We start from the raw sequence: 18,829 nt of genomic DNA on the forward strand, positions 1-18,829 counted from the left end.
CCGGGCCGCCCCAAGGCGGCCTGCGGCCCCCTCGGGGGGCAGCGACCCACACGCAGTGGGGGAGCGTGGGGGCCAAGTCCTCAGAAGGAGCCGACTGTCGAGCCCAGCACGATGACGGCGATCAGCGCGATCAGCGCACCGACGATGCCGACCATCACGATGTCGAAATAGCTCTCGCCGTGCTTGGTGCCGCAGACCGCCAGCAGCGTGACGACCGCGCCGTTGTGCGGGAGGCTGTCGAGGGTGCCGGCGCCGATCACCGCCACCCGGTGCATCAGCGCCGGGTCGAGGCCGGTGGTGGCGGCCAGCTGCATGAAGGTGCCGCCCAGCGCGTCGAGGGCGATCGTCAGGCCGCCCGAGGCCGAGCCGGTGAGGGCGGCCAGGATGTTGGTCGACAGCGCCAGCGAAACCAGCGGCCCGCCGCCGATGCCCAGCACCCATTCGCGCACCAGCTCGAAGGCGGGCATGGCGGCCACCACGGCGCCGAAGCCGACCAGGCTGGCGACGCAGACCACCGGCAGCACCGAGGCATTGGCGCCGGCATCGACCGTGGCGCGCAGCGAAGGCAGGCGCTTCCAGTTCAGCGCGACCAGCACCGCCATGGCCGCGGCCAGTGCCACCAGCACCGCCCAGACGCCGCCGACGTTGGCCAGGCCGATGCCGCCGAAGCGGGCCTCGGCCAGGTAGTCCGTGTTCATGCGTGGCAGCACCACCAGCGCCATCAACAGGTTGACGACGACGACCACCACCAGCGGGGCCAGGGCCGCCACGATGCCGGGCTGGCCGCTGCCGTGCTCGCCGTGCTGGACTTCGGCCGGGTCGAAGCTGCCGGCGGTGGTGGCGCGCTCGCGCACCACGGGGTCTTCCGCGGCATCGATGTGGGCGTCCGAGTCCGGGGTGCCGAAGCTCTCGCCGGCCGCGCGCGCCTTGGCCTCGGCGCGCCGAAGCCACCACATCCCGAAGCCCAGCATGATCGCCGAGGCGATCACGCCCAGGCCGGGCGCGGCGAAGGCCGTGGTGCCGAAGAAGGGCATCGGGATCGCGTTCTGGATGGCGGGCGTGCCGGGCAGCGCCGACATCGTGAAGGTCGAGGTGCCGAGCGCGATCGCCGCCGGCATCAGGCGGGCCGGGATGTTCGCGGCCCGGAACAGGGCCTGCGCCATCGGGGCCAGCACGAAGAAGGCGACGAACAGGCTGACGCCGCCATAGGTGACCAGCGCACCGGCCAGCACCACCGCGAGCATCGCGCGCTGGGGCCCGAGCTTCTCGGTCATGAAGCGGGCGATGGTCTGGACCGATCCGCTGTCGTCCATCAGCTTGCCGAACACCGCGCCGAGCAGGAACAGCGGGAAGAAGCTGGCCAGGAAGCCGGCCGCGGAACCCATGAAGGTCTGGGTCCAGTGGGCGAGCAGCGGCTCTCCGGCGAACAGCGCGGCGATCAGCGCCGCGGCCGGTGCCAGCACCAGCACGCTCCAGCCTCGATAGGAGAGCCAGATCAGCAGCCCGAGGCCGATGAAGATGCCTGCGAGTCCCATGGCTCAGACCCCTTCGAGCAGGGCTTCGAGGTCGAGCGTCGAGCGCTTGCCGATGTCGCCCTTGTGGGCGTCGAGGAAGGCTTGCGCCGAGCGCCGGCCTTCATCGCGCAGCTGGCACAGGAAGGGCCACTCCGAGATCATCTTGGACGAGGCGCCGAGCGCCAGCATGGCGTCGGTGGCGATGCGGTGGATGCGCATCCGGGCCCACGCGGCGCCTTCGCCGTGCCCCGGGTCGGCCACCTGGTGCAGCAGCGCGATCATGCGCAGCTCCTTGAGCAGCGGCGAGTTGAAGGACAGCTCGTTGAGCCGGTTGTTGATCTCGGCGGCGCTGCGCGGAACGCCGGCCCGCTCGACCGGGTTGATCTGGATCAGCAGGGTGTCGCTCGACTGGCATTCGCGGATCAGCGGCGTCATCGTCGGGTTGCCGGCATAGCCGCCGTCCCAGTACGGATCGCCGTCGATCTCGACCGCGTGGAACATGGTCGGCAGGCAGGCCGAGGCCAGCAGCACGTCGGGCGTCAGCTCGGCGTTGCGGAACACCCGGCCCCGGCCGGTGCGCACGTTGGTGGCGGTCACGAAGAGCTTGATCGGCGATGCCGAGAGGCGGTCGAAGTCGATCAGGTCCGACAGGATGCCGCGCAGCGGGTTCATGCCGCGCGGATTGAGGTCGTAGGGCGACCAGAGGCGGGTGGCCAGGTCGGCGGCGATGAAGGCCGGCGAGTTGTCGAGCGTCCAGGTGCCGCTGAGCATGTCCATCCAGCTGCGCTTGAAGGGGCTGTACTTGGCGGCATCCGAGACGCCGCGCCAGAACCTGTCGAGCGATTCGCGCGCTCCTTCGGCCCCTCCCGCCGCGTGGCCGCATGCCAGCGCCGCCGCATTCATGGCGCCGGCCGAAGTGCCCGAGATGCCGTCCAGCTGCAGCCAGGGTTCTTCGAGCAGGCGGTCGAGGACGCCCCAGGTGAAGGCGCCGTGCGAACCGCCGCCCTGCAAGGCCAAGTCGATGGGAAAAGTCTTCAATCAGAACCTCCGAAGTGACGACAGTGTCCCGGCACCGCGTGTCCGAACAGTGTCATCAGCAAGAACCGCGCCCAGGAAAAGACGCCGGAAGCCACTTTAAGTGCCGGCCGGTCGTTGCGGCAAGGTCTTCGTCGGGCTTGCGGTCGGACGGTTTTTGACGGTCAGCCCGAGATTCGCCGCACCATCACGGTCGCTTCCAGCCCCTCGTAGGCCTCCGGCTCGCCATACCAGCTGCCCGAGATCGGCGCCGCCAGCGCCGGGTCGCGTGCCACGCCGACCCGGATCAGCTGGGCGCCGCCCATGAGGTTGTTGGTGGGATCGAAGGCGATCCAGCCGGCGCCCGGCAGGTAGGCGTGCAGCCACGCATGCGTGCTGCCGGCGCCGCTGACGGCCAAGCCCGGCTCGGCGGGCTCGCCGGTGTCGAGCGCCGCATCGTAGAGATAGCCGGAGACGAAGCGGGTGGCGATGCCGAGGCGGCGCGCGGCCTCCATCATCAGCAGCGCGTAGTCGCGGCAGCTGCCGCTGCCGAGCGTGAGCGTCTCCAGCGGCGTCTGCGTGCCTTCCTCGTCGCGGGCCGCATAGCGCAGGCTCTGGCCGATGTGCGCGTTCATGCGGGTCAGCACGTCGCGCGTGTTGTTCGGCTGGTCGGTGTGCAGGAACTGGTGGGCCCAGCGGATCAGCGTCCCGTCCGGATCCTCGTGGTGCGGCCGCAGGTAGTGCTCGAGGTCGAGCCGGTCCTCCAGCGAATAGGCGAAGGGCAGCACCTCGGCGGCGGGGTCAAGCGCCAGTTCGTCGATCGGCGTCGGCAGGTGCTCGATGGTGAACGAACAGACGATGCGCAGCTCGCGCGCCTCGCCCATCGGCTGCACCAGCGCCACCGAATTGGAGTGCGGGTCGTGGATCATTCGCACATAGGCCTCGGGACTGACCACCAGGTCGGTCGCCAGCACCCGCAGGTCGTGGCTGTCGCGCGGCCTGAACATCACGCGGTGCAGCCCGAACGTGACCGGCGTCTTGTAGCGGTAGACGGTGGTGTGGGTGATGTCGTAGCGGATGGCCATGGACCATTGTGGACCCGCGAGGGCTGGCCTAGAAAGCCTGCCGACCGCTCTCGCGCCAGGCGCGCTGCGTGCCCAGGGCGGCCGCGAGCTTGGCCTGCAGCGGCAGGGGCTCGCCATGCCACTGCGCGGCCAGCAGCTCGGCGCACAGCGCGGCGAAGCTGAGGCCGCGTGAGCCGAGCGCGGTGCAGAGCCAGACGCCGTCGGCCGTCCCGGGTCCGAGCGGGCCGACCAGCGGCCGGCGGTCCGCCGAGGCGCAGCGCACGCCGGTCCAGGTCCGGGTGGCGCCGGTCGCGAACTGCCCGTCGAGCCGTGCTGCGGTTTCAGGCAGCAGCCGCGCCAGCCGCTCGCGATTGAATGCTGTGTCGGCGCTGCGCGGCGCGGCATCGGTGCTGTCGCGGTCGAAGGTGGCGCCGACGAACCAGCCCGGGCCCTCCGGGCCGGGCACGTCGGCGATCAGGTGGCCGTCGCCGTTCACGGGCGCTTCGGGCAGGCCCAGGCCATCCGTCATGCGGCCCGATTCGACCTGGCCGCGCACGGGCTGCAGCGGGTATTCGGGCGCCAGCGCGCGGCTTTCGAAGCCGGCGGCGACGACCACCCGGTCGGCCTCGGCCAGCGATCGGCCGTCGGCGTCGCGCAGCACCCAGCGCGGCGCGCCGGTGCCGCCGGCTTCGATGCGCGCCACGCGGCAGCCCATCCGCAGCGTGATGCCGGGCCGCGCGAGCCAGGCGTCGACCAGGCGCGCCGGCCGCACCCAGCCGGCGCGCGCATGCCAGAGGGCGGCCGAAGCGGCCGGCAGGCCCGCGGCCAGCAGCCGGTCCGGATCAGCCCGCCAGCTTTCATTGGGTCCCGCGGCCGACCAGCCGGGCGGCAGGCGGTCGTCGCCGTCGGTGCGCCGCTCGAGCACGCCGCTGGCGCGCCAGTCCGAGCCCTCGGCCAGCCATTGTTCGAGCTGCTGCCAGGTGGCGCGGATCCCGGCGCGGGTCAGGCGCGAGAGCAGGGCGTCGTCGGGAGAGACGTGCGGCGCCAGCAGCCCGGCCGGCAGGCTGGAAGCCCCCGAAGCCGGCCGCTGGGCGGCATCGAGCACCTCGACCTGCCAGCCGCGGCGCGCAAGGCTGGCCGCGACCGCGGCGCCGGCCAGACCGGCGCCGACCACGGCACAGCGCCGGGCGGCGAGCGGCGCCGCCTCAGGGCCGCGCCGGCGCACTTCCCAGGTCGGTTCGAACACGCCCTGCAGGCAGTCGCGCTTGGGTGGCATCCCGGGTGCCCTGGTCAGCTGGAAGCCGCACTGGGCCAGCGCATCGCAGACCGCCCGGGCGATGGTCCAGGTCGCGACCCGCGTGCCGCGGCGAGCGAAGCGCGAGACCGCCTTGAGGGTGTCGGCAGACCACATGGCGGGGTTGCGCTGCGGGCTGAAGCCGTCGAGAAAGAGGCTGTCGGCCTCGAAGCGTTGTGCGCGCAGCATCGGCTGAACGTCGCCGATGCACAGCGTGAGCAGCACCTGGCCGGCGTCGAACCAGAGCCGGTGAAAGCCCGGCAGCAGGCCGTGCCATTGCGACGCGAGTTGCACCGCCTGCGGCAGCAGGTCGGGATAGGCCTGGGCCGCACGCAGCAGGTCGTCGCGCGAGACGGGAAAGGCCTCGATCGACACGAAATGCAGCAGCCGAGGCCGCTGCGGGTCGCGCCGCCAGGCCTGCCAGGTTGTCAGGAAATTGAGCCCGAAACCGAAGCCGGTTTCGAGAATCCGCCATTGCGGCGCTTCGGCCCAGGCGGCGGGCAGCCCGCAGCCGCCGAGGAACACATGCCTGGCCTGCGCGGGCGCGCCGCTTTCAGAGTGGTAGATGTCGTCGAAGCGCGCGCTGCGCGGAATGCCGTCCGCGCGCCAGTCGACGGGCTCGGCCACGGCAGGGGAGCCTTCGGCTCAGGCCGGTGGCGGCACGTAGCCCTGCGCCACGTCGGCGCCTTCGCCGAAGAAGTGCTTTTCCATCTGGCGCGCCAGGTATTGGCGGGCCCGCGCGTCGGCCAGGTTGAGCCGGTTCTCGTTGACCAGCATGGTCTGCTGCTTGAGCCAGGCGGCCCAGGCTTCCTTGCTGACGTTCTCCCACAGCCGCTTGCCCAGTTCGCCGGGATAGGGCGGGAAATCGAGTCCTTCGGCTTCTTTGCCGAGCTTGATGCACTGAACCATGCGAGCCATTTGGATTCCTCTGGGGTGTCTTAGTTGTTTTAGCTATTTAGAACTGAGAACTCAGTCGTTCTCGATTCCATATGCCGTAATCAGAATACGTGGCTTCAGCTTTATGCCCAATACGAGCACAAGACCATGAGCCTTCGCCGCGACTTTATCAAGCTTTCCCTCGGCGCTGCCGCCGCCGCCAGCTTCGCCCTGACCGCGATGCCGTCGTTCGCGCAGGGCGTGACCCTGCTCAACGTCTCGTACGACCCGACCCGCGAGCTGTACGTGGACTACAACCAGGTCTTCGCCAAGTACTGGAAGGCCAAGACCGGCCAGGACGTGACGATCAAGCAGTCGCACGGCGGCTCGGGAAAGCAGGCCCGCTCGATCATCGACGGCATCGACGCCGACGTCGCCACGCTGGCCCTGGCCGGCGACACCGACGCGCTGGTCACCCACGGCGGCCTGGTCAAGCCCGACTGGCAGAAGCGGCTGCCGCACAACTCGGCACCCTACACCTCGACCATTGTCTTTCTCGTCAAGAAGGGCAATCCGAAGGGCCTGAAGGACTGGGACGACCTGGTCAAGCCCGGCGTGCAGGTGATCACGCCCAATCCGAAGACCTCGGGCGGCGCGCGCTGGAACTACCTGGCGGCGTGGGAGTTCGCCAAGCGCAAGTACGGCGGCGACGACAAGGCCAAGGAATTCGTCGGCAAGCTCTACAAGAACGTGCCGGTGCTCGACACCGGGGCCCGCGGCTCGACTATCACCTTCGTGCAGCGCGGCGTCGGCGACGTGCTGCTGGCCTGGGAGAACGAGGCCTTCCTGGCGCTGAAGGAATTCGGTCCGGAGAAGTTCGACATCGTGGTGCCGTCGATCAGCATCCTGGCCGAGCCCACCGTCGCGGTGGTCGACAAGGTGGTCGACAAGAAGGGCACGCGCGCCGTGGCCGAGGAATACCTGAAGTACCTGTACTCGGACGAAGGCCAGGACGTCGCCGGCCGCAACTACTACCGCCCGACCTCCGACAAGGCCAAGGCCAAGTACGCGTCGCAGTTCCCGAAGCTCACGCTGTTCACGATCGACGATGCCTTTGGCGGCTGGAACAAGGCCGACAAGGCGCACTTCGCCGACGGCGGCTCGTTCGACCAGATCTACCTGAGCAAGTGATTTCGCCATGACGGTGCTTCTCATTGCCGGCAGTCCCTCCGCACCGTCGCGTTCGGCGGTGCTCCTCGACGCGGTCGCGGCGCGGCTGGCCGAGCGCGCCGTGCCGGTCGAACGGCTGGCGATCCGCGAACTGGCGGCCCACGCGCTGCTGCTCGGCGAGGCCTCGCACCCGTCGGTGCAGCAGGCGGTCGAGCAGGTGCGGCGTGCCGACGTGGTGGTGATCGCGACGCCGGTCTACAAGGCGGCGTACAGCGGCGTGCTGAAGGTCTTCCTGGACCTGCTGCCGCAGTCGGCGCTGAAGGGCAAGACGGTGCTGCCCCTGGCCACCGGCGGCAGTCCGCACCACATGCTGGCGCTCGACTATGCGCTGCGCCCGGTTCTGCAGTCGCTGGCGGCGCGGCAGATCCTGCCGGGCGTCTATGCGACCGACGGCCAGGTCACGCTGCAGCCCGAAGGCGCCTACCAGCTGCAGGCCGAGCTCGCGCAGCGGCTCGACGAAGCCGTCGACACGCTGGCCAGCGAAGGGCTCAAGCTGCAATCGCCATCGCGCTGGGGCTTCGAGCCCGTCGCGTTCTCGCAGGTGCGATGTAGCGTCTGACGGCGCGCACTGCGCCGCCTCACTCCAACCCTCTCGATTCGCGTTCATCGCCGCACGGCGGCGAGGGAGCGCCGTTGCCTGAAAGAAATCCATGCCACCCATTCCGACCGACCCGCTCCAGCCTCGCCGCAGCGCCCGCACGCGGCTGGCCGACTTCGCGATCAGCGTCGCCGTGGTGGCCGCGATCTCGCTGATCACGGGCTTCTTCGCGGCCACTTCGGCCACCTCGTGACATCGACCCCCGACCCATCGAAAGCATCCTCATGAACTCGCATTCGCATTCGTCCACCCGCCGCCGACTGATCCAGGGCACCGCCGCCGCCATCGCGCTGCCCGCGCTCGGCGCCTTTGCACAGGCCCCCGCGCGCACGCTGCGGATCGGCAACCAGAAGGGCAACCTGAGCCTGCTCAAGGGCCGCGGCACGCTCGAAAAGCGGCTCGCGCCGCTCGGCGTTTCGGTCAAGTGGACCGAGTTCACGGCCGGCCCGGTGCAGCTCGAGGCGCTCAACGTCGGCTCGATCGACTTCGGCGACGTCGGCGAAGCGCCGCCGATCTTCGCGCAGGCCGCCGGCGCGCCGCTGGCCTATGTCGCGGCCACGCAGCCGCGGCCGCAGTCCGAGGCGGTGATCGTGCCGAAGGGGTCGGCGATCCAGTCGGTGAAGGATCTCAAGGGCCGGAAGGTGGCGCTCAACAAGGGCAGCAACGTCCATTACTTCCTGGTCAAGCTGCTCGAGAAGCACGGCCTGGCCTACGGCGACGTCAGCGTCGTCTTCCTGCCGCCGGCCGACGCCCGCGCCGCGTTCGAGAAGGGTTCGATCGACGCCTGGGTGATCTGGGACCCGTTCCTGGCCGCGGCGCAGAAGACGCTCGATGCGCGCCTGCTCGCGGACGCCACCGGCGTGGTCGGCAACCGGGCCTTCTATTTCTCGTCGCTCGACTTTGCGGGCAAGAACGCCGACGTGATCAAGATCCTGATCGAGGAACTCGACAAGGTCGATCAGTGGGCGCAGGCCAACAGGGGCGCCTTCGCGGCCGAACTCGCGGCGCTCTGGGGCCTGCCGCAACCGGTGGTCGAGCTGTCGGTGTCGCGTACGCCGTTCGGCACCGGGCCGATCACCAAGGCGATCCTCGGCGAGCAGCAGCAGATCGCCGACACCTTCCTTGCGCTCGGGCTGATTCCCAAGAAGATCAACCTGCTCGAAGCCGCCGTCTGAGGAGCCCGTGCCCATGCAAGTCTTCTGGTTCCTCCCCACCCACGGCGACAGCCGCTACCTCGGCACCGCCGAAGGCGCGCGCCCGGTCGACCTGGCCTATCTGCAGCAGATTGCCGGCGCGGCCGATTCGCTCGGCTACGAAGGCGTGCTGATTCCCACCGGGCGCTCTTGCGAGGACCCGTGGGTCATCGCCTCCAGCCTGATCGGCGCGACCCGGCGGCTCAAGTTCCTGGTCGCGGTGCGGCCCGGGCTGCACCAGCCCAGCCTGGCCGCGCGCATGGCGGCCACCTTCGACCGGCTCTCGGGCGGGCGGCTGCTGGTGAACCTCGTGACCGGCGGCGACCAGGCCGAGCTCGAAGGCGATAGCGTGTTCCTTGGGCATGCCGAGCGCTACGAACAGTCGGCCGAGTTCATCCGCATCTGGCGCGAGATCATCGCCAGGAGCCACGACAGCCAGAGCTTCGACTACGACGGCAAGCACCTGAGCGTGAAGGGCGCGAAGCTGCTGTTCCCGCCGGTCCAGAAGCCGTACCCGCCGGTGTGGTTCGGCGGCTCGTCGGCGCCGGCGCACGAGCTCGCGGCCGAGCAAGTCGATGCCTACCTCACCTGGGGCGAGCCGCCGGCCGAAGTCGCGAGGAAGATCGCCGATGTGCGCCAACGCGCACAGCGCAAGGGCAGGGCGGTCAAGTTCGGCATCCGCCTGCACGTCATCGTGCGCGAGACCGAGGACGAAGCCTGGCGCGCCGCCGAATCGCTGATCTGCCGGGTCGACGACGAGACCGTGGTCCGGGCCCAGGCCGCCTTTGCGCGGATGGATTCCGAAGGCCAGCGCCGGATGGCGGCGCTGCACGCCGGCGGCGCGAAACGCAGCCGTGCCGAGCTCGAGATCAGTCCCAACCTCTGGGCCGGCGTCGGCCTGGTGCGCGGCGGCGCGGGCACCGCGCTGGTCGGCGATCCGAAGACCGTGGCGGCCCGCATCGAGGAATACGCGGCGCTGGGCATCGACAACTTCATCCTCTCGGGCTATCCGCATCTGGAGGAGTCCTACCGCTTTGCCGAGCTGGTGTTCCCGCTGCTGCCCCGCAAGCAACGGCCGGGCCTGCCGGGCCAGGTCCTGAGCGGGCCTTTCGGCGAGGTCGTCGCCAATCTCGATGCGCCGTCGCGCCTCGCCGCGCAGAGCTGAGGAGATCGAATGAACCAACAAGTGCAGGTATTGCCGGTGGCTGCGCCGTCGCTGAATGGCGCCCGGACCTTCGCGGCCGGCGTGCTGCGCCGCCTGGTGCCGTGGCTGGTGCCGGTCGGGCTGATCGTCGCCTGGCAGATCGCCTCGTCGCTGGGCTGGCTGTCGACCCGCGTGCTGCCGGCGCCGATCGACGTGCTCAAGGCCGCATGGCGGCTGACCGCGTCGGGCGAGCTCTGGACCCACGTGAAGGTCAGCGCCGCGCGGGCGCTGGCCGGCCTCGCGATCGGCGGCGGCCTCGGGCTCGCGCTGGGCCTGCTCACGGGCTCGGTGCGCTTCTTCGAGACGCTGCTCGACTCGACCATCCAGATGGTGCGCAACATCCCGGCGCTGGCCCTGATCCCGCTGGTGATCCTGTGGTTCGGCATCGACGAATCGGCCAAGCTGTTCCTGATCGCGGTGTCGGTGTTCTTCCCGATCTACCTCAACACCTTTCACGGCATCCGCAATGTCGATCCGCAGCTGATCGAGATGGGCCGCACCTACGGCCTCACCCGCTGGCAGCTCTACAGGGAAGTGATCCTGCCAGGCGCGATGTCCTCGATCCTGGTCGGCCTGCGCTTTTCGCTCGGCCTGATGTGGGTGATCCTGATCGTGGCCGAGACGATCTCGGCGCAGTCGGGCATCGGCTACCTCACGATGAACGCGCGCGAGTTCCTGCAGACCGACATCGTGCTGGTGGGGATCCTGCTGTATGCGCTGCTCGGCAAGCTGGCCGACCTGTTCGCGCGCGGACTTGAACGCTGGTGGCTGCGCTGGCACCCGGCTTATGGAGTGACGAAATGAGTGCAGTGCTTCAGCAGACCCCCGAGGACGCCGGCGGCGTGCGCCTCGACATCCGTTCCCTGCGCAAGCGCTACGGCGAGCGCGAGGTGCTGCGCAACACTCAGCTGCATATCGAGCCCGGCCAGTTCATCGCCATCGTGGGCCGCAGCGGCTGCGGCAAGAGCACCTTGCTGCGCCTGGTGGCCGGCCTGGAAGAGGCCACCGAAGGCACGCTGCAGGTCGACGGCAAGGCCATCGACGGACTGCACGACGACACGCGGATCATGTTCCAGGAAGCCCGCCTGCTGCCCTGGCGCCGCGTCATCGACAACGTCACCCTCGGACTGCCGCCCGAGAGTCGGGCGCGCGGCGAGGAAGTCCTGGCGCAGGTCGGACTGGCCGAGCGGCGCGGCGAATGGCCGGCGCGGCTGTCGGGCGGCCAGCGGCAGCGGGTCGCGCTGGCCCGTGCGCTGGTGCACCGGCCGCGGCTGCTGCTGCTCGACGAGCCGCTGGGCGCGCTCGACGCGCTGACCCGCATCGAGATGCACCGGCTCATCGAGGGGCTGTGGCTGCGCCATCGCTTCACGGCGCTGCTGGTCACGCACGACGTGCAGGAGGCGGTGGCGCTGGCCGACCGCGTGATCCTGATCGAGGACGGCCGCATCGCGCTCGACGAGAACATCACGCTCGCCAGGCCGCGCTCGCAGGGCGATGCGGCGTTCGCGGCGATCGAGAAACGCATCCTCGACCGCGTGCTGCAGAAGCCCGACGAAGGCGAAGCCGAACCCGCCAACGACACCCGCTGGGCCGACGGACCCGCGCACGTGCTGCGCTGGGCCGTCTGACCCCCTCTGTTTCAACCCACCCACCCGAAGGAGTTTTCCATGTCCATCCAGGCCATCAATGTGCGCAACCAGTTCAAGGGCAAGGTCCGCGAGATCATCCGCGGCGATGTCGTCTCCGAAGTCGACGTCGAAACCGCGTGGGGTATCGTGACCTCGGTGATCACCACGCGCTCGGTCGACGAACTGCAGCTCAAGCCCGGCTCCGACGTCGTCGCGCTGGTGAAGTCGACCGAGGTGTCGATCGCCAAGCTCTGAGCGCGAGAAACCCGCCCGCCGTGGGGTCTTGCGCGATGGTGCATCGTCGGGGCCCCACGACTGGAGGAGTTGGCATGTCTTTGTTCGATGTCGGCGCCATCGTCAGTGCGCTGCATGATGCGCGCGACGAATGGCGCGATTCGCAGCGGCGCTCGCGCGAGCCCGGCAGCCGCGAGTTCCCGTCGCGCGAGGCGCTGGCGGACATTGTCGAGTCGCTCAAGGGCGCGCTGTTCCCGATGCGCCTCGGCCCGCCCGACCTGCGCCATGAGAGCGAGGATTTCTATGTCGGCTACACGCTCGACTCGGCACTCAACGCACTGCTGAACCAGGCCCGGCTCGAATTGCGCTACACGGCGCGCCACGAGCCGCGCGCGGCCGAGGACATCGACGCCCAGGCCGGCGCCGCGGTGCGCGAGTTCGCCGCCGCGCTGCCGGGCATCCGCCGCCTGCTCGACGGCGACGTGCTGGCCGCCTTCCAGGGCGACCCGGCGGCGCGCAGCGTCGACGAGGTGCTGCTGTGCTATCCGGGCATCCTGGCCATGATCCACCACCGGGTCGCGCACCAGCTCTATCGCCTCGGCCTGCCGCTGCTGGCACGCATCGCCGCCGAGCTGGCGCACGCTCAGACCGGCATCGACATCCACCCGGGCGCCCAGATCGACGCCGGTTTCTTCATCGACCACGGCACGGGCGTGGTGATCGGCGAGACCGCGGTGATCGGCAAGCGCGTGCGCATCTACCAGGCCGTCACGCTGGGCGCCAAGCGCTTTCCGACCGATGCCGAAGGCAACCTGCAGAAGGGCCTGCCGCGCCATCCGGTGGTCGAGGACGACGTCGTGATCTATGCCGGCGCGACCATCCTGGGCCGGGTGACGCTGGGCAAGGGCGCGACCATCGGCGGCAACGTCTGGATCACCGACGATGTGCCGCCAGGCGCCGGCGTGACGCAGGCCAGCCTGCAGAATGCGCCGCAACGGCGGCTGGTCTGAGGCGTTTTTCTTGCAGCCGGCGTATCGTGCGGGCTGCAGGATTCGTCCGTGTCTTCTTCAACCCGTACTCAAGGAGTCTTCATGAGCCAGAAAAAGATCGCTGTCGTCATCGGCAGCCTGCGCAAGGATTCGCTGAACCGCAAGCTGGCGCTCGCGATCGCGCATCTCGCGCCGGAGGATTTCACCTTCGAGCATGTGCGCATCGACGATCTGCCGCTGTACAACCAGGACGACGACGGCAAGCAGGCGCCGTCGGTGCTGCGCCTGAAGACCGAGATCGCGGCCGCGGACGGCCTGCTGTTCGTGACGCCGGAATACAACCGGTCGATTCCCGGCGTGCTCAAGAACGCGCTCGACAACGCGTCCCGGCCCTACGGCCAGAGCGCCTGGGCCGGCAAGCCGGCCGGCGTGGTGGGGGTGTCGGTGGGCACGGTCGGCACGGCCGCCGCGCAACAGCACCTGCGGCCCATCCTGGCCTACCTCGACGTCCCGACGATGGGCCAGCCCGAGGTCTTCATCCAGAACAAGGAAGGCATGTTCGACGACAAGGGCCATATCGCCGAAGGCAGCAAGCAGTTCCTGCAGAGCTGGGTCGACAAGTACGTGGCCTGGATCAAGACCCACACCGGAAAGTAAGGCGCCACAACGCCAAAGGGACGGCCCGCTCGATGCGGGTCGTCCCTTTGGTTGGACCGGACGCGCGATGCGTCCGGCGCGGGATCAGGCAGCCAGCGTGGCCTGGTCCTGGTTGGCGGCCTTGCCGGTCGCGACGGCGATGTCGGCGCGGGCGGCTTGCAGCGCGGCGGCCTTCGCCGCATCGCCCATCCCGATGCCTTCGGCGCGCACGAAACGCACGTCGGTGATGCCGAAGAAGCCGAAGATCACCTTCAGGTAGCTCTCCTGGTGCTCCATCGCCTGGCCGCCTTCACTGGTGGAGTACATGCCGCCACGGGTCGAGGCCACGATCACGGTCTTGCCGGTCGCCAGGCCGACCGGGCCCTTGTCGGTGTACTTGAAGGTGCGGCCGATCTGCGCCAGGCGGTCGATCCAGGCCTTGAGCTGGGTCGGCACCGTGAAGTTGTAGAGCGGGGCGCCGACGACGATCACGTCGGCCGCCAGGAACTGCGTCACCAGCCGCTCGGAGACTTCGTTCTCGTGGCGTTGGGCGTCGGTCGGCTCGGCCTGGACACCGACCTTGATGCCGAGCGCATCGGCGCTGAAATGGTTGGGGGTGTCGACCGCGAGGTCGAGGTAGTCGACCGTGGTGTGCGGGTGCGCCTTGCGCCAGTCGGCGACGATTTCGGCGGTGAGCTGGCGGGAGACGGAATTGGTTCCGAGAACGCTGGAATCGACGTGCAGGAGTTTCATGATCATTGCTTTCTTTGAAAGCGCCGGCACTGGAATCGGTCGGCGTGGGATGAATTCTATTTTTGTGGCGATTGATTGATAAGTCTGCAAAAATGGCTTAGTTCGTCCCACAAATAGGACAATGAGCCGATGCAAGACTTGAACGACATGGTGTTTTTCGCCGAGGTCGCCGAACGCGGGGGCTTCGCGACCGCGAGCCGGGCACTCGGCGTGCCCAAGTCCCGCCTGTCGCGGCGGGTGGCCGACCTCGAGGCGCAGCTCGGCGTCCAGCTGATGCAGCGCAGCACCCGGCGCCTGTCGCTGACGCCGGCCGGCGAGATCTACCTCAAGCACTGCGCGGCGATGCGCGATGCCGCGCAAGCGGCGGCCGAGGCGGTGGCCCAGATCCAGACCGAGCCGAGCGGCACGGTGCGGCTGAGCTGTCCGGTGACGCTGGCCCACAGCAGCGTCGGGCCGCTGCTGCCGGAATTCATGCAGCGCTATCCGCAGGTCCGGGTCGAGATGCGGGTGCTGAACCGGCCGGTCGATCCGGTCGAGGAGGGCGTCGACCTGGCCCTGCGGGTGCGTCCGGCGATCGAGGACAGCGCCACCCTGGTGGCGAAGAATTTCGGCGTCAGCCGCGGCCTCCTGGTCGCCAGCCCCGACCTGATGCGCCGCCAGGGTCCGGTGGCGCTGCCGGCCGACCTCTCCAGGCTCGACAGCGTCGCCATGTCGACCGGCGAGGGCCGGGCCAGCTGGCGGCTCGAAGGCCCGAGCGGCAAGGTGATCGTCCACACCCACGCGCCGCGCTATGTGGCCGACGACCTCCTGACGCTCAAGTTCGCCGTGATGCAGGGGGTCGGCGCCTCGGTCATGCCCGACTACATGTGCCACCGCGAGATCAGCGCCGGCCGGCTGGTCGAGGTGCTGCCGGGCTGGGGGCCGGCGCCGGGGATCTGCCACGTCGTGTTCCCGGCACGCCGTGCGCTGGTGCCGGCGGTGCGCCGCCTGATCGATTTCCTGGCCGAAAACCTCGACGGGGCGGAGCCGCACCATCTGGCGGAATGAGGCGCTTATGTCCAAAAAGCCATATTCAAACAAGTAGATATTCGTTTGTCGTTGAAGCGATGGTTCGGACAATGGCGCTCCCACCCGGAACAACGAGAACCACCATGCCCACCCTGCGCCTCGGCGACACCGCCGCCGTCTTCACCCGTGTCCGCGCCTGACGCGGCCGACGAGCAAGCAGGCGGCGCGTGAGCAAACCGACGATCGTCATCGTGCCGGGCTGGCGCGATTCCGGCCCCGGCCATTGGCAGAGCCTGTGGGCCGAGCGCATGCAGGGCGCGGTGCGGGTGGTGCAGGACGACTGGGTCACGCCGAGCCGCGCCGCCTGGGTGGCCACGCTCGAGAAACTGGTGCTCGACAGCCCGGGCCCGGTGATCGTCGCCGCCCACAGCCTCGGCTGCATCGCGACCACCCACCTGTCGGAGGCGGCCGCGGCGCGCATCCAGGGCGCACTGCTGGTCGCGCCCGCCGACCCCGAGCGCCGCGCCGTGTTGAACGATTTCGCCCCCGTGCCCTTTGCCCCGCTGCCTTACCGCAGCATCCTGGTGGCGAGCAGCAATGACCCTTTCTGCCCGGTGCGGCTGGCCGGCGCCTATGCCCGGGCATGGGGCAGCGAATTCGTTCGGATGCAGAATGCCGGCCACATCAACATCGAATCCGGACACGGCGACTGGCCCCTGGGCCTGGCGCTGCTCCAATCGCTGACCGACGAGCCGACCACGCTGATGGCCGGCCGCAAGAATCCAGAACCCTTGGCAACCCTATGACTTCCAGAATCAAGACCCTCATCGGCACGCTGGTGCTCGCCGCCAGCGGCGCCGCATCGGCCCAGACCCTGCTCAACGCCTCGTACGACGTGGCGCGCGAGTTCTACAAGGACTACAACGCCGCCTTCGTCGCCAACTACAAGAAGACCACCGGCAAGGAGGTCAAGATCGACCAGTCGCATGGCGGCTCGAGCGCCCAGGCGCGGGCCGTGGCCGACGGCCTCGACGCCGACGTGGTGACCATGAACACCTCGACCGACATCGACTTCCTGGCCAATGCCGGCGTGGTCGCCAAGGACTGGCCCAAGCGCTTCCCGTACAACGCCTCGCCGACCACTTCGACGATGCTGTTCCTGACCCGCAACGGCAACCCGAAGGGCATCAAGGACTGGGACGATCTGATCAAGCCCGGCGTCCAGGTCGTGGTCGTGAACCCCAAGACCGGCGGCAACGGGCGCTACGCCTACCTGGCGGCCTGGGGCTACGTGAAAAAGAAGGGCGGCACCGACGCCCAGGCGGCCGAGTTCGTCGGCAAGCTGTTCAAGAACGTGCCGATCCTGGCGCGCGGCGGACGCGATGCCACCACCGCCTTCCTGCAGCGCAACATCGGCGACGTGCTGATCACCTTCGAATCCGAAGTGGTGTCGATCGACCGCGAGTTCGGCTCGGGCAAGGTCGACGCGGTGTATCCGTCGATCAGCATTCTGGCCGAGAACCCGGTCGCGATCGTCGAGCGCACGGTCAACAAGAAGGGCACCGGCGAACTCGCCAAGGCCTACCTCGACTACCTCTATTCGGAAGAAGCGCAGGAGATCGCCGCCAAGCACGCGCTGCGCCCGCGTTCCGAGGCGGTGCTCAAGAAGAACGCCGCGACCTTCAAGCCGCTGCAGCTGTTCACGGTGCAGGAACTGTTCGGCAGCTTGTCCGAAGCGCAGAAGGTGCACTTCAACGACGGCGGGCAGTTCGACAAGCTGTACACGCCCGGCGCCAAGTAAATGAGCGGTGCTGCTACATCGGCGCTGTCGTCCGCGGCAGCGCCGCTTGCGTCTGGAGCGGTCCGCGGCGTTTCGCGCCGCGTGCTGCCGGGCTTCCACCTCACGCTCGGCTATGCGGTGCTCTACCTGAGCCTGATCGTGCTGATCCCGCTGTCGGCGCTGGTCTTCAAGACCTTCACCATGAGCTGGGAGCATTTCTGGGTGGCGGTGACCGCGCCGCGCGTGATGGCTTCGTACCGGCTGACCTTCGGCGCCTCGCTGATCGCGGCACTGGTCAACCTGGTGTTCGGGCTGCTGGTGGCCTGGGTGCTGGTGCGCTACAAGTTCCCGGGCAAGCGCATCGTCGACGCGCTGGTCGACCTGCCGTTCGCGCTGCCCACCGCGGTGGCCGGCATCTCGCTGACCGCTCTGCTGGCCGGCAATGGCTGGGTCGGCCAGTTCCTCGAACCGCTCGGCATCAAGCTGGCCTTCACGCCGGCCGGCGTCGTGATCGCGCTGATCTTCATCGGCCTGCCGTTCGTGGTGCGCACGGTGCAGCCGGTGCTCGAAGACACCGAGAAAGAACTCGAAGAGGCCGCCACCAGCCTCGGCGCGACCCGGCTGCAGACCTTCACCAAGGTGATCCTGCCGTCGATCATGCCGGCGCTCCTGACCGGCTTCGCGATGGCCTTCGCGCGTGCGATCGGCGAATACGGCTCGGTGATCTTCATCGCCGGCAACATGCCGATGATCTCGGAGATCACGCCGCTGATCATCATCGGCAAGCTCGAGCAGTACGACTACGCGGGCGCCACCGCGGTGGCGCTGGTGATGCTGGTGATCTCGTTCCTGCTGCTGCTGGTCATCAACGGCCTGCAGGGCTGGAAGCGGCGCCGGTCGGAGGCTTGAGCCATGAGCGCACCTTCGAAAACCATCCGCCGCGTGCAGGCCGGCACCACCGAGTCGGCCTGGGTTCGCCGCACCTTGATCGGCGTCGCGCTGGCCTTCATGTTCCTGTTCCTGGTGCTGCCGCTGGCGGCGGTCGCGGCCGAGGCGCTGCGCAAGGGCGTCGGCGCCTACCTCGAGGCGCTCAAGGAGCCCGATGCCTGGGCGGCGATCCGCCTGACCCTGCTGACGGCCGCCATCGCGGTGCCGCTGAACCTGGTCTTCGGCGTCGCCGCGGCCTGGGCCATCGCCAAGTTCGAGTTCCGCGGCAAGGCGGTCCTGACGACGCTGGTCGACCTGCCGTTCGCGGTGTCGCCGGTGGTGGCGGGCCTGATCTACGTGCTGGTGTTCGGCGCCCAGGGCTGGTTCGGCCCGTGGCTGCAGGCGCACGACATCAAGATCATCTTCGCCGTGCCCGGCATCGTGCTGGCGACAGTGTTCGTGACCTTTCCGTTCATCGCCCGCGAGCTGATCCCGCTGATGCAGGCGCAGGGCACCGACGAGGAGCAGGCGGCGATCGTGCTCGGCGCGACCGGCTGGCAGACCTTCTGGCGCGTCACCTTGCCCAACATCAAGTGGGGCCTGCTGTACGGGGTGATCCTGTGCAACGCCCGGGCGATGGGCGAGTTCGGCGCGGTGTCGGTGGTCTCGGGCCACATCCGCGGCCAGACCAACACGATGCCGCTGCACGTCGAAGTGCTCTACAACGAATACCAGTCGGTGGCCGCCTTCGCGGTGGCCTCGCTGCTGGCCATCCTGGCGCTGGTCACGCTGGTGATCAAGTCGGTCATCGAATGGCGCCACGAGCGCGAGATGAAGGCGATCGCCGAGCTGCCGCCGGAACGTCCGACGCCGGCCGCCTGAAAGAG

General features: G+C 69.1%; 21 protein-coding genes. 15 read left to right on the plus strand and 6 right to left on the minus strand.

Annotated features, from left to right (window positions below; translation table 11 throughout):
- Nucleotides 1–80: 80 nt before the first annotated feature.
- From QZH52_RS22250 to QZH52_RS22270, 5 genes are all read right to left on the minus strand, one after another.
- Nucleotides 81–1,535, minus strand: coding sequence for a GntP family permease (locus QZH52_RS22250; RefSeq protein WP_301812754.1), 1,455 nt, complete (start codon nucleotides 1,533–1,535; stop codon nucleotides 81–83).
- 3 nt (nucleotides 1,536–1,538) lie between these two features.
- Nucleotides 1,539–2,552, minus strand: coding sequence for a patatin-like phospholipase family protein (locus tag QZH52_RS22255; RefSeq protein ID WP_301812755.1), 1,014 nt, complete (start codon nucleotides 2,550–2,552; stop codon nucleotides 1,539–1,541).
- Between the two features lie 161 nt (nucleotides 2,553–2,713).
- Complete coding sequence (locus QZH52_RS22260; RefSeq protein ID WP_301812756.1) at nucleotides 2,714–3,613, minus strand: transglutaminase family protein; 900 nt, start codon at nucleotides 3,611–3,613, stop codon at nucleotides 2,714–2,716.
- 28 nt (nucleotides 3,614–3,641) lie between these two features.
- The gene (gene mnmC, locus QZH52_RS22265; protein WP_301812757.1) at nucleotides 3,642–5,513 is read right to left on the minus strand and encodes a bifunctional tRNA (5-methylaminomethyl-2-thiouridine)(34)-methyltransferase MnmC2/FAD-dependent 5-carboxymethylaminomethyl-2-thiouridine(34) oxidoreductase MnmC1; all 1,872 of its coding nucleotides are present in this window, start codon (nucleotides 5,511–5,513) and stop codon (nucleotides 3,642–3,644) included.
- 18 nt (nucleotides 5,514–5,531) lie between these two features.
- Entirely contained in the window at nucleotides 5,532–5,804 is a 273-nt protein-coding gene (locus QZH52_RS22270; RefSeq protein WP_286531978.1) for an oxidative damage protection protein, read from the minus strand.
- Nucleotides 5,805–5,930: 126 nt separating this feature from the next.
- Here QZH52_RS22270 and QZH52_RS22275 point away from each other — a divergent pair, with 126 nt between their 5' ends.
- The 10 genes from QZH52_RS22275 to QZH52_RS22320 all read left to right on the plus strand — a co-directional run bounded on the left by QZH52_RS22275 (nucleotide 5,931) and on the right by QZH52_RS22320 (nucleotide 13,495).
- A complete protein-coding gene (locus tag QZH52_RS22275; protein WP_301812758.1) occupies nucleotides 5,931–6,953 on the plus strand; it encodes a sulfate ABC transporter substrate-binding protein in 1,023 nt (340 codons plus the stop codon).
- 7 nt (nucleotides 6,954–6,960) lie between these two features.
- Complete coding sequence (gene ssuE / locus QZH52_RS22280; RefSeq protein WP_301812759.1) at nucleotides 6,961–7,551, plus strand: NADPH-dependent FMN reductase; 591 nt, start codon at nucleotides 6,961–6,963, stop codon at nucleotides 7,549–7,551.
- A gap of 91 nt (nucleotides 7,552–7,642) precedes the next feature.
- On the plus strand, nucleotides 7,643–7,783 hold the full coding sequence (locus QZH52_RS22285; RefSeq protein ID WP_301812760.1) for a hypothetical protein: 141 nt from the start codon (nucleotides 7,643–7,645) through the stop codon (nucleotides 7,781–7,783).
- 31 nt (nucleotides 7,784–7,814) lie between these two features.
- Nucleotides 7,815–8,765, plus strand: a complete 951-nt coding sequence (locus tag QZH52_RS22290) for a sulfonate ABC transporter substrate-binding protein (RefSeq protein ID WP_301812761.1) — start codon at nucleotides 7,815–7,817, stop codon at nucleotides 8,763–8,765.
- A 13-nt stretch (nucleotides 8,766–8,778) separates the two neighbouring features.
- Nucleotides 8,779–9,948: an FMNH2-dependent alkanesulfonate monooxygenase gene (ssuD, locus tag QZH52_RS22295; protein ID WP_301812762.1), complete on the plus strand. Its 1,170-nt coding sequence runs from the start codon at nucleotides 8,779–8,781 to the stop codon at nucleotides 9,946–9,948.
- A 9-nt stretch (nucleotides 9,949–9,957) separates the two neighbouring features.
- Nucleotides 9,958–10,791 carry an aliphatic sulfonate ABC transporter permease SsuC gene (ssuC, locus tag QZH52_RS22300; RefSeq protein ID WP_301812763.1) on the plus strand — a complete coding sequence of 278 codons (834 nt, stop codon included), beginning with the start codon at nucleotides 9,958–9,960 and terminating at the stop codon, nucleotides 10,789–10,791.
- A complete protein-coding gene (locus tag QZH52_RS22305) occupies nucleotides 10,788–11,615 on the plus strand; it encodes an ATP-binding cassette domain-containing protein (protein WP_301812764.1) in 828 nt (275 codons plus the stop codon). Before ssuC ends, QZH52_RS22305 begins: the two co-directional genes overlap by 4 nt.
- A 39-nt stretch (nucleotides 11,616–11,654) precedes the next feature.
- On the plus strand, nucleotides 11,655–11,870 hold the full coding sequence (locus QZH52_RS22310) for a TOBE domain-containing protein (protein ID WP_028250350.1): 216 nt from the start codon (nucleotides 11,655–11,657) through the stop codon (nucleotides 11,868–11,870).
- A 74-nt stretch (nucleotides 11,871–11,944) separates the two neighbouring features.
- Nucleotides 11,945–12,859: a serine O-acetyltransferase EpsC gene (gene epsC / locus QZH52_RS22315; RefSeq protein ID WP_301812765.1), complete on the plus strand. Its 915-nt coding sequence runs from the start codon at nucleotides 11,945–11,947 to the stop codon at nucleotides 12,857–12,859.
- An 81-nt stretch (nucleotides 12,860–12,940) separates the two neighbouring features.
- Entirely contained in the window at nucleotides 12,941–13,495 is a 555-nt protein-coding gene (locus QZH52_RS22320) for an NADPH-dependent FMN reductase (protein WP_301812766.1), read from the plus strand.
- An 84-nt stretch (nucleotides 13,496–13,579) separates the two neighbouring features.
- Here the strand turns inward: QZH52_RS22320 and QZH52_RS22325 are convergent, their stop codons facing one another.
- Nucleotides 13,580–14,227: an FMN-dependent NADH-azoreductase gene (locus tag QZH52_RS22325; RefSeq protein WP_301812767.1), complete on the minus strand. Its 648-nt coding sequence runs from the start codon at nucleotides 14,225–14,227 to the stop codon at nucleotides 13,580–13,582.
- A 129-nt stretch (nucleotides 14,228–14,356) separates the two neighbouring features.
- Between QZH52_RS22325 and QZH52_RS22330 the strand changes: the two genes are divergently transcribed.
- The 5 genes from QZH52_RS22330 (at nucleotide 14,357) to cysW (ending at nucleotide 18,824) form a co-directional block, all read left to right on the plus strand.
- On the plus strand, nucleotides 14,357–15,274 hold the full coding sequence (locus tag QZH52_RS22330) for a LysR family transcriptional regulator (protein WP_301812768.1): 918 nt from the start codon (nucleotides 14,357–14,359) through the stop codon (nucleotides 15,272–15,274).
- A gap of 188 nt (nucleotides 15,275–15,462) precedes the next feature.
- A complete protein-coding gene (locus QZH52_RS22335; RefSeq protein WP_301812769.1) occupies nucleotides 15,463–16,041 on the plus strand; it encodes an RBBP9/YdeN family alpha/beta hydrolase in 579 nt (192 codons plus the stop codon).
- Nucleotides 16,038–17,036, plus strand: a complete 999-nt coding sequence (locus QZH52_RS22340) for a sulfate ABC transporter substrate-binding protein (protein ID WP_301812770.1) — start codon at nucleotides 16,038–16,040, stop codon at nucleotides 17,034–17,036. Before QZH52_RS22335 ends, QZH52_RS22340 begins: the two co-directional genes overlap by 4 nt.
- The gene (gene cysT / locus QZH52_RS22345) at nucleotides 17,037–17,924 is read left to right on the plus strand and encodes a sulfate ABC transporter permease subunit CysT (RefSeq protein ID WP_301812771.1); all 888 of its coding nucleotides are present in this window, start codon (nucleotides 17,037–17,039) and stop codon (nucleotides 17,922–17,924) included. It abuts the gene before it with no gap.
- Between the two features lie 3 nt (nucleotides 17,925–17,927).
- The gene (gene cysW / locus QZH52_RS22350) at nucleotides 17,928–18,824 is read left to right on the plus strand and encodes a sulfate ABC transporter permease subunit CysW (RefSeq protein WP_301812772.1); all 897 of its coding nucleotides are present in this window, start codon (nucleotides 17,928–17,930) and stop codon (nucleotides 18,822–18,824) included.
- The last annotated feature ends 5 nt before the right edge of the window (nucleotides 18,825–18,829 follow it).

It is taken from the genome of Variovorax ginsengisoli, assembly GCF_030486595.1.
In the GTDB taxonomy this organism is placed as follows: Bacteria; Pseudomonadota; Gammaproteobacteria; order Burkholderiales; family Burkholderiaceae_C; genus Variovorax; species Variovorax ginsengisoli_B.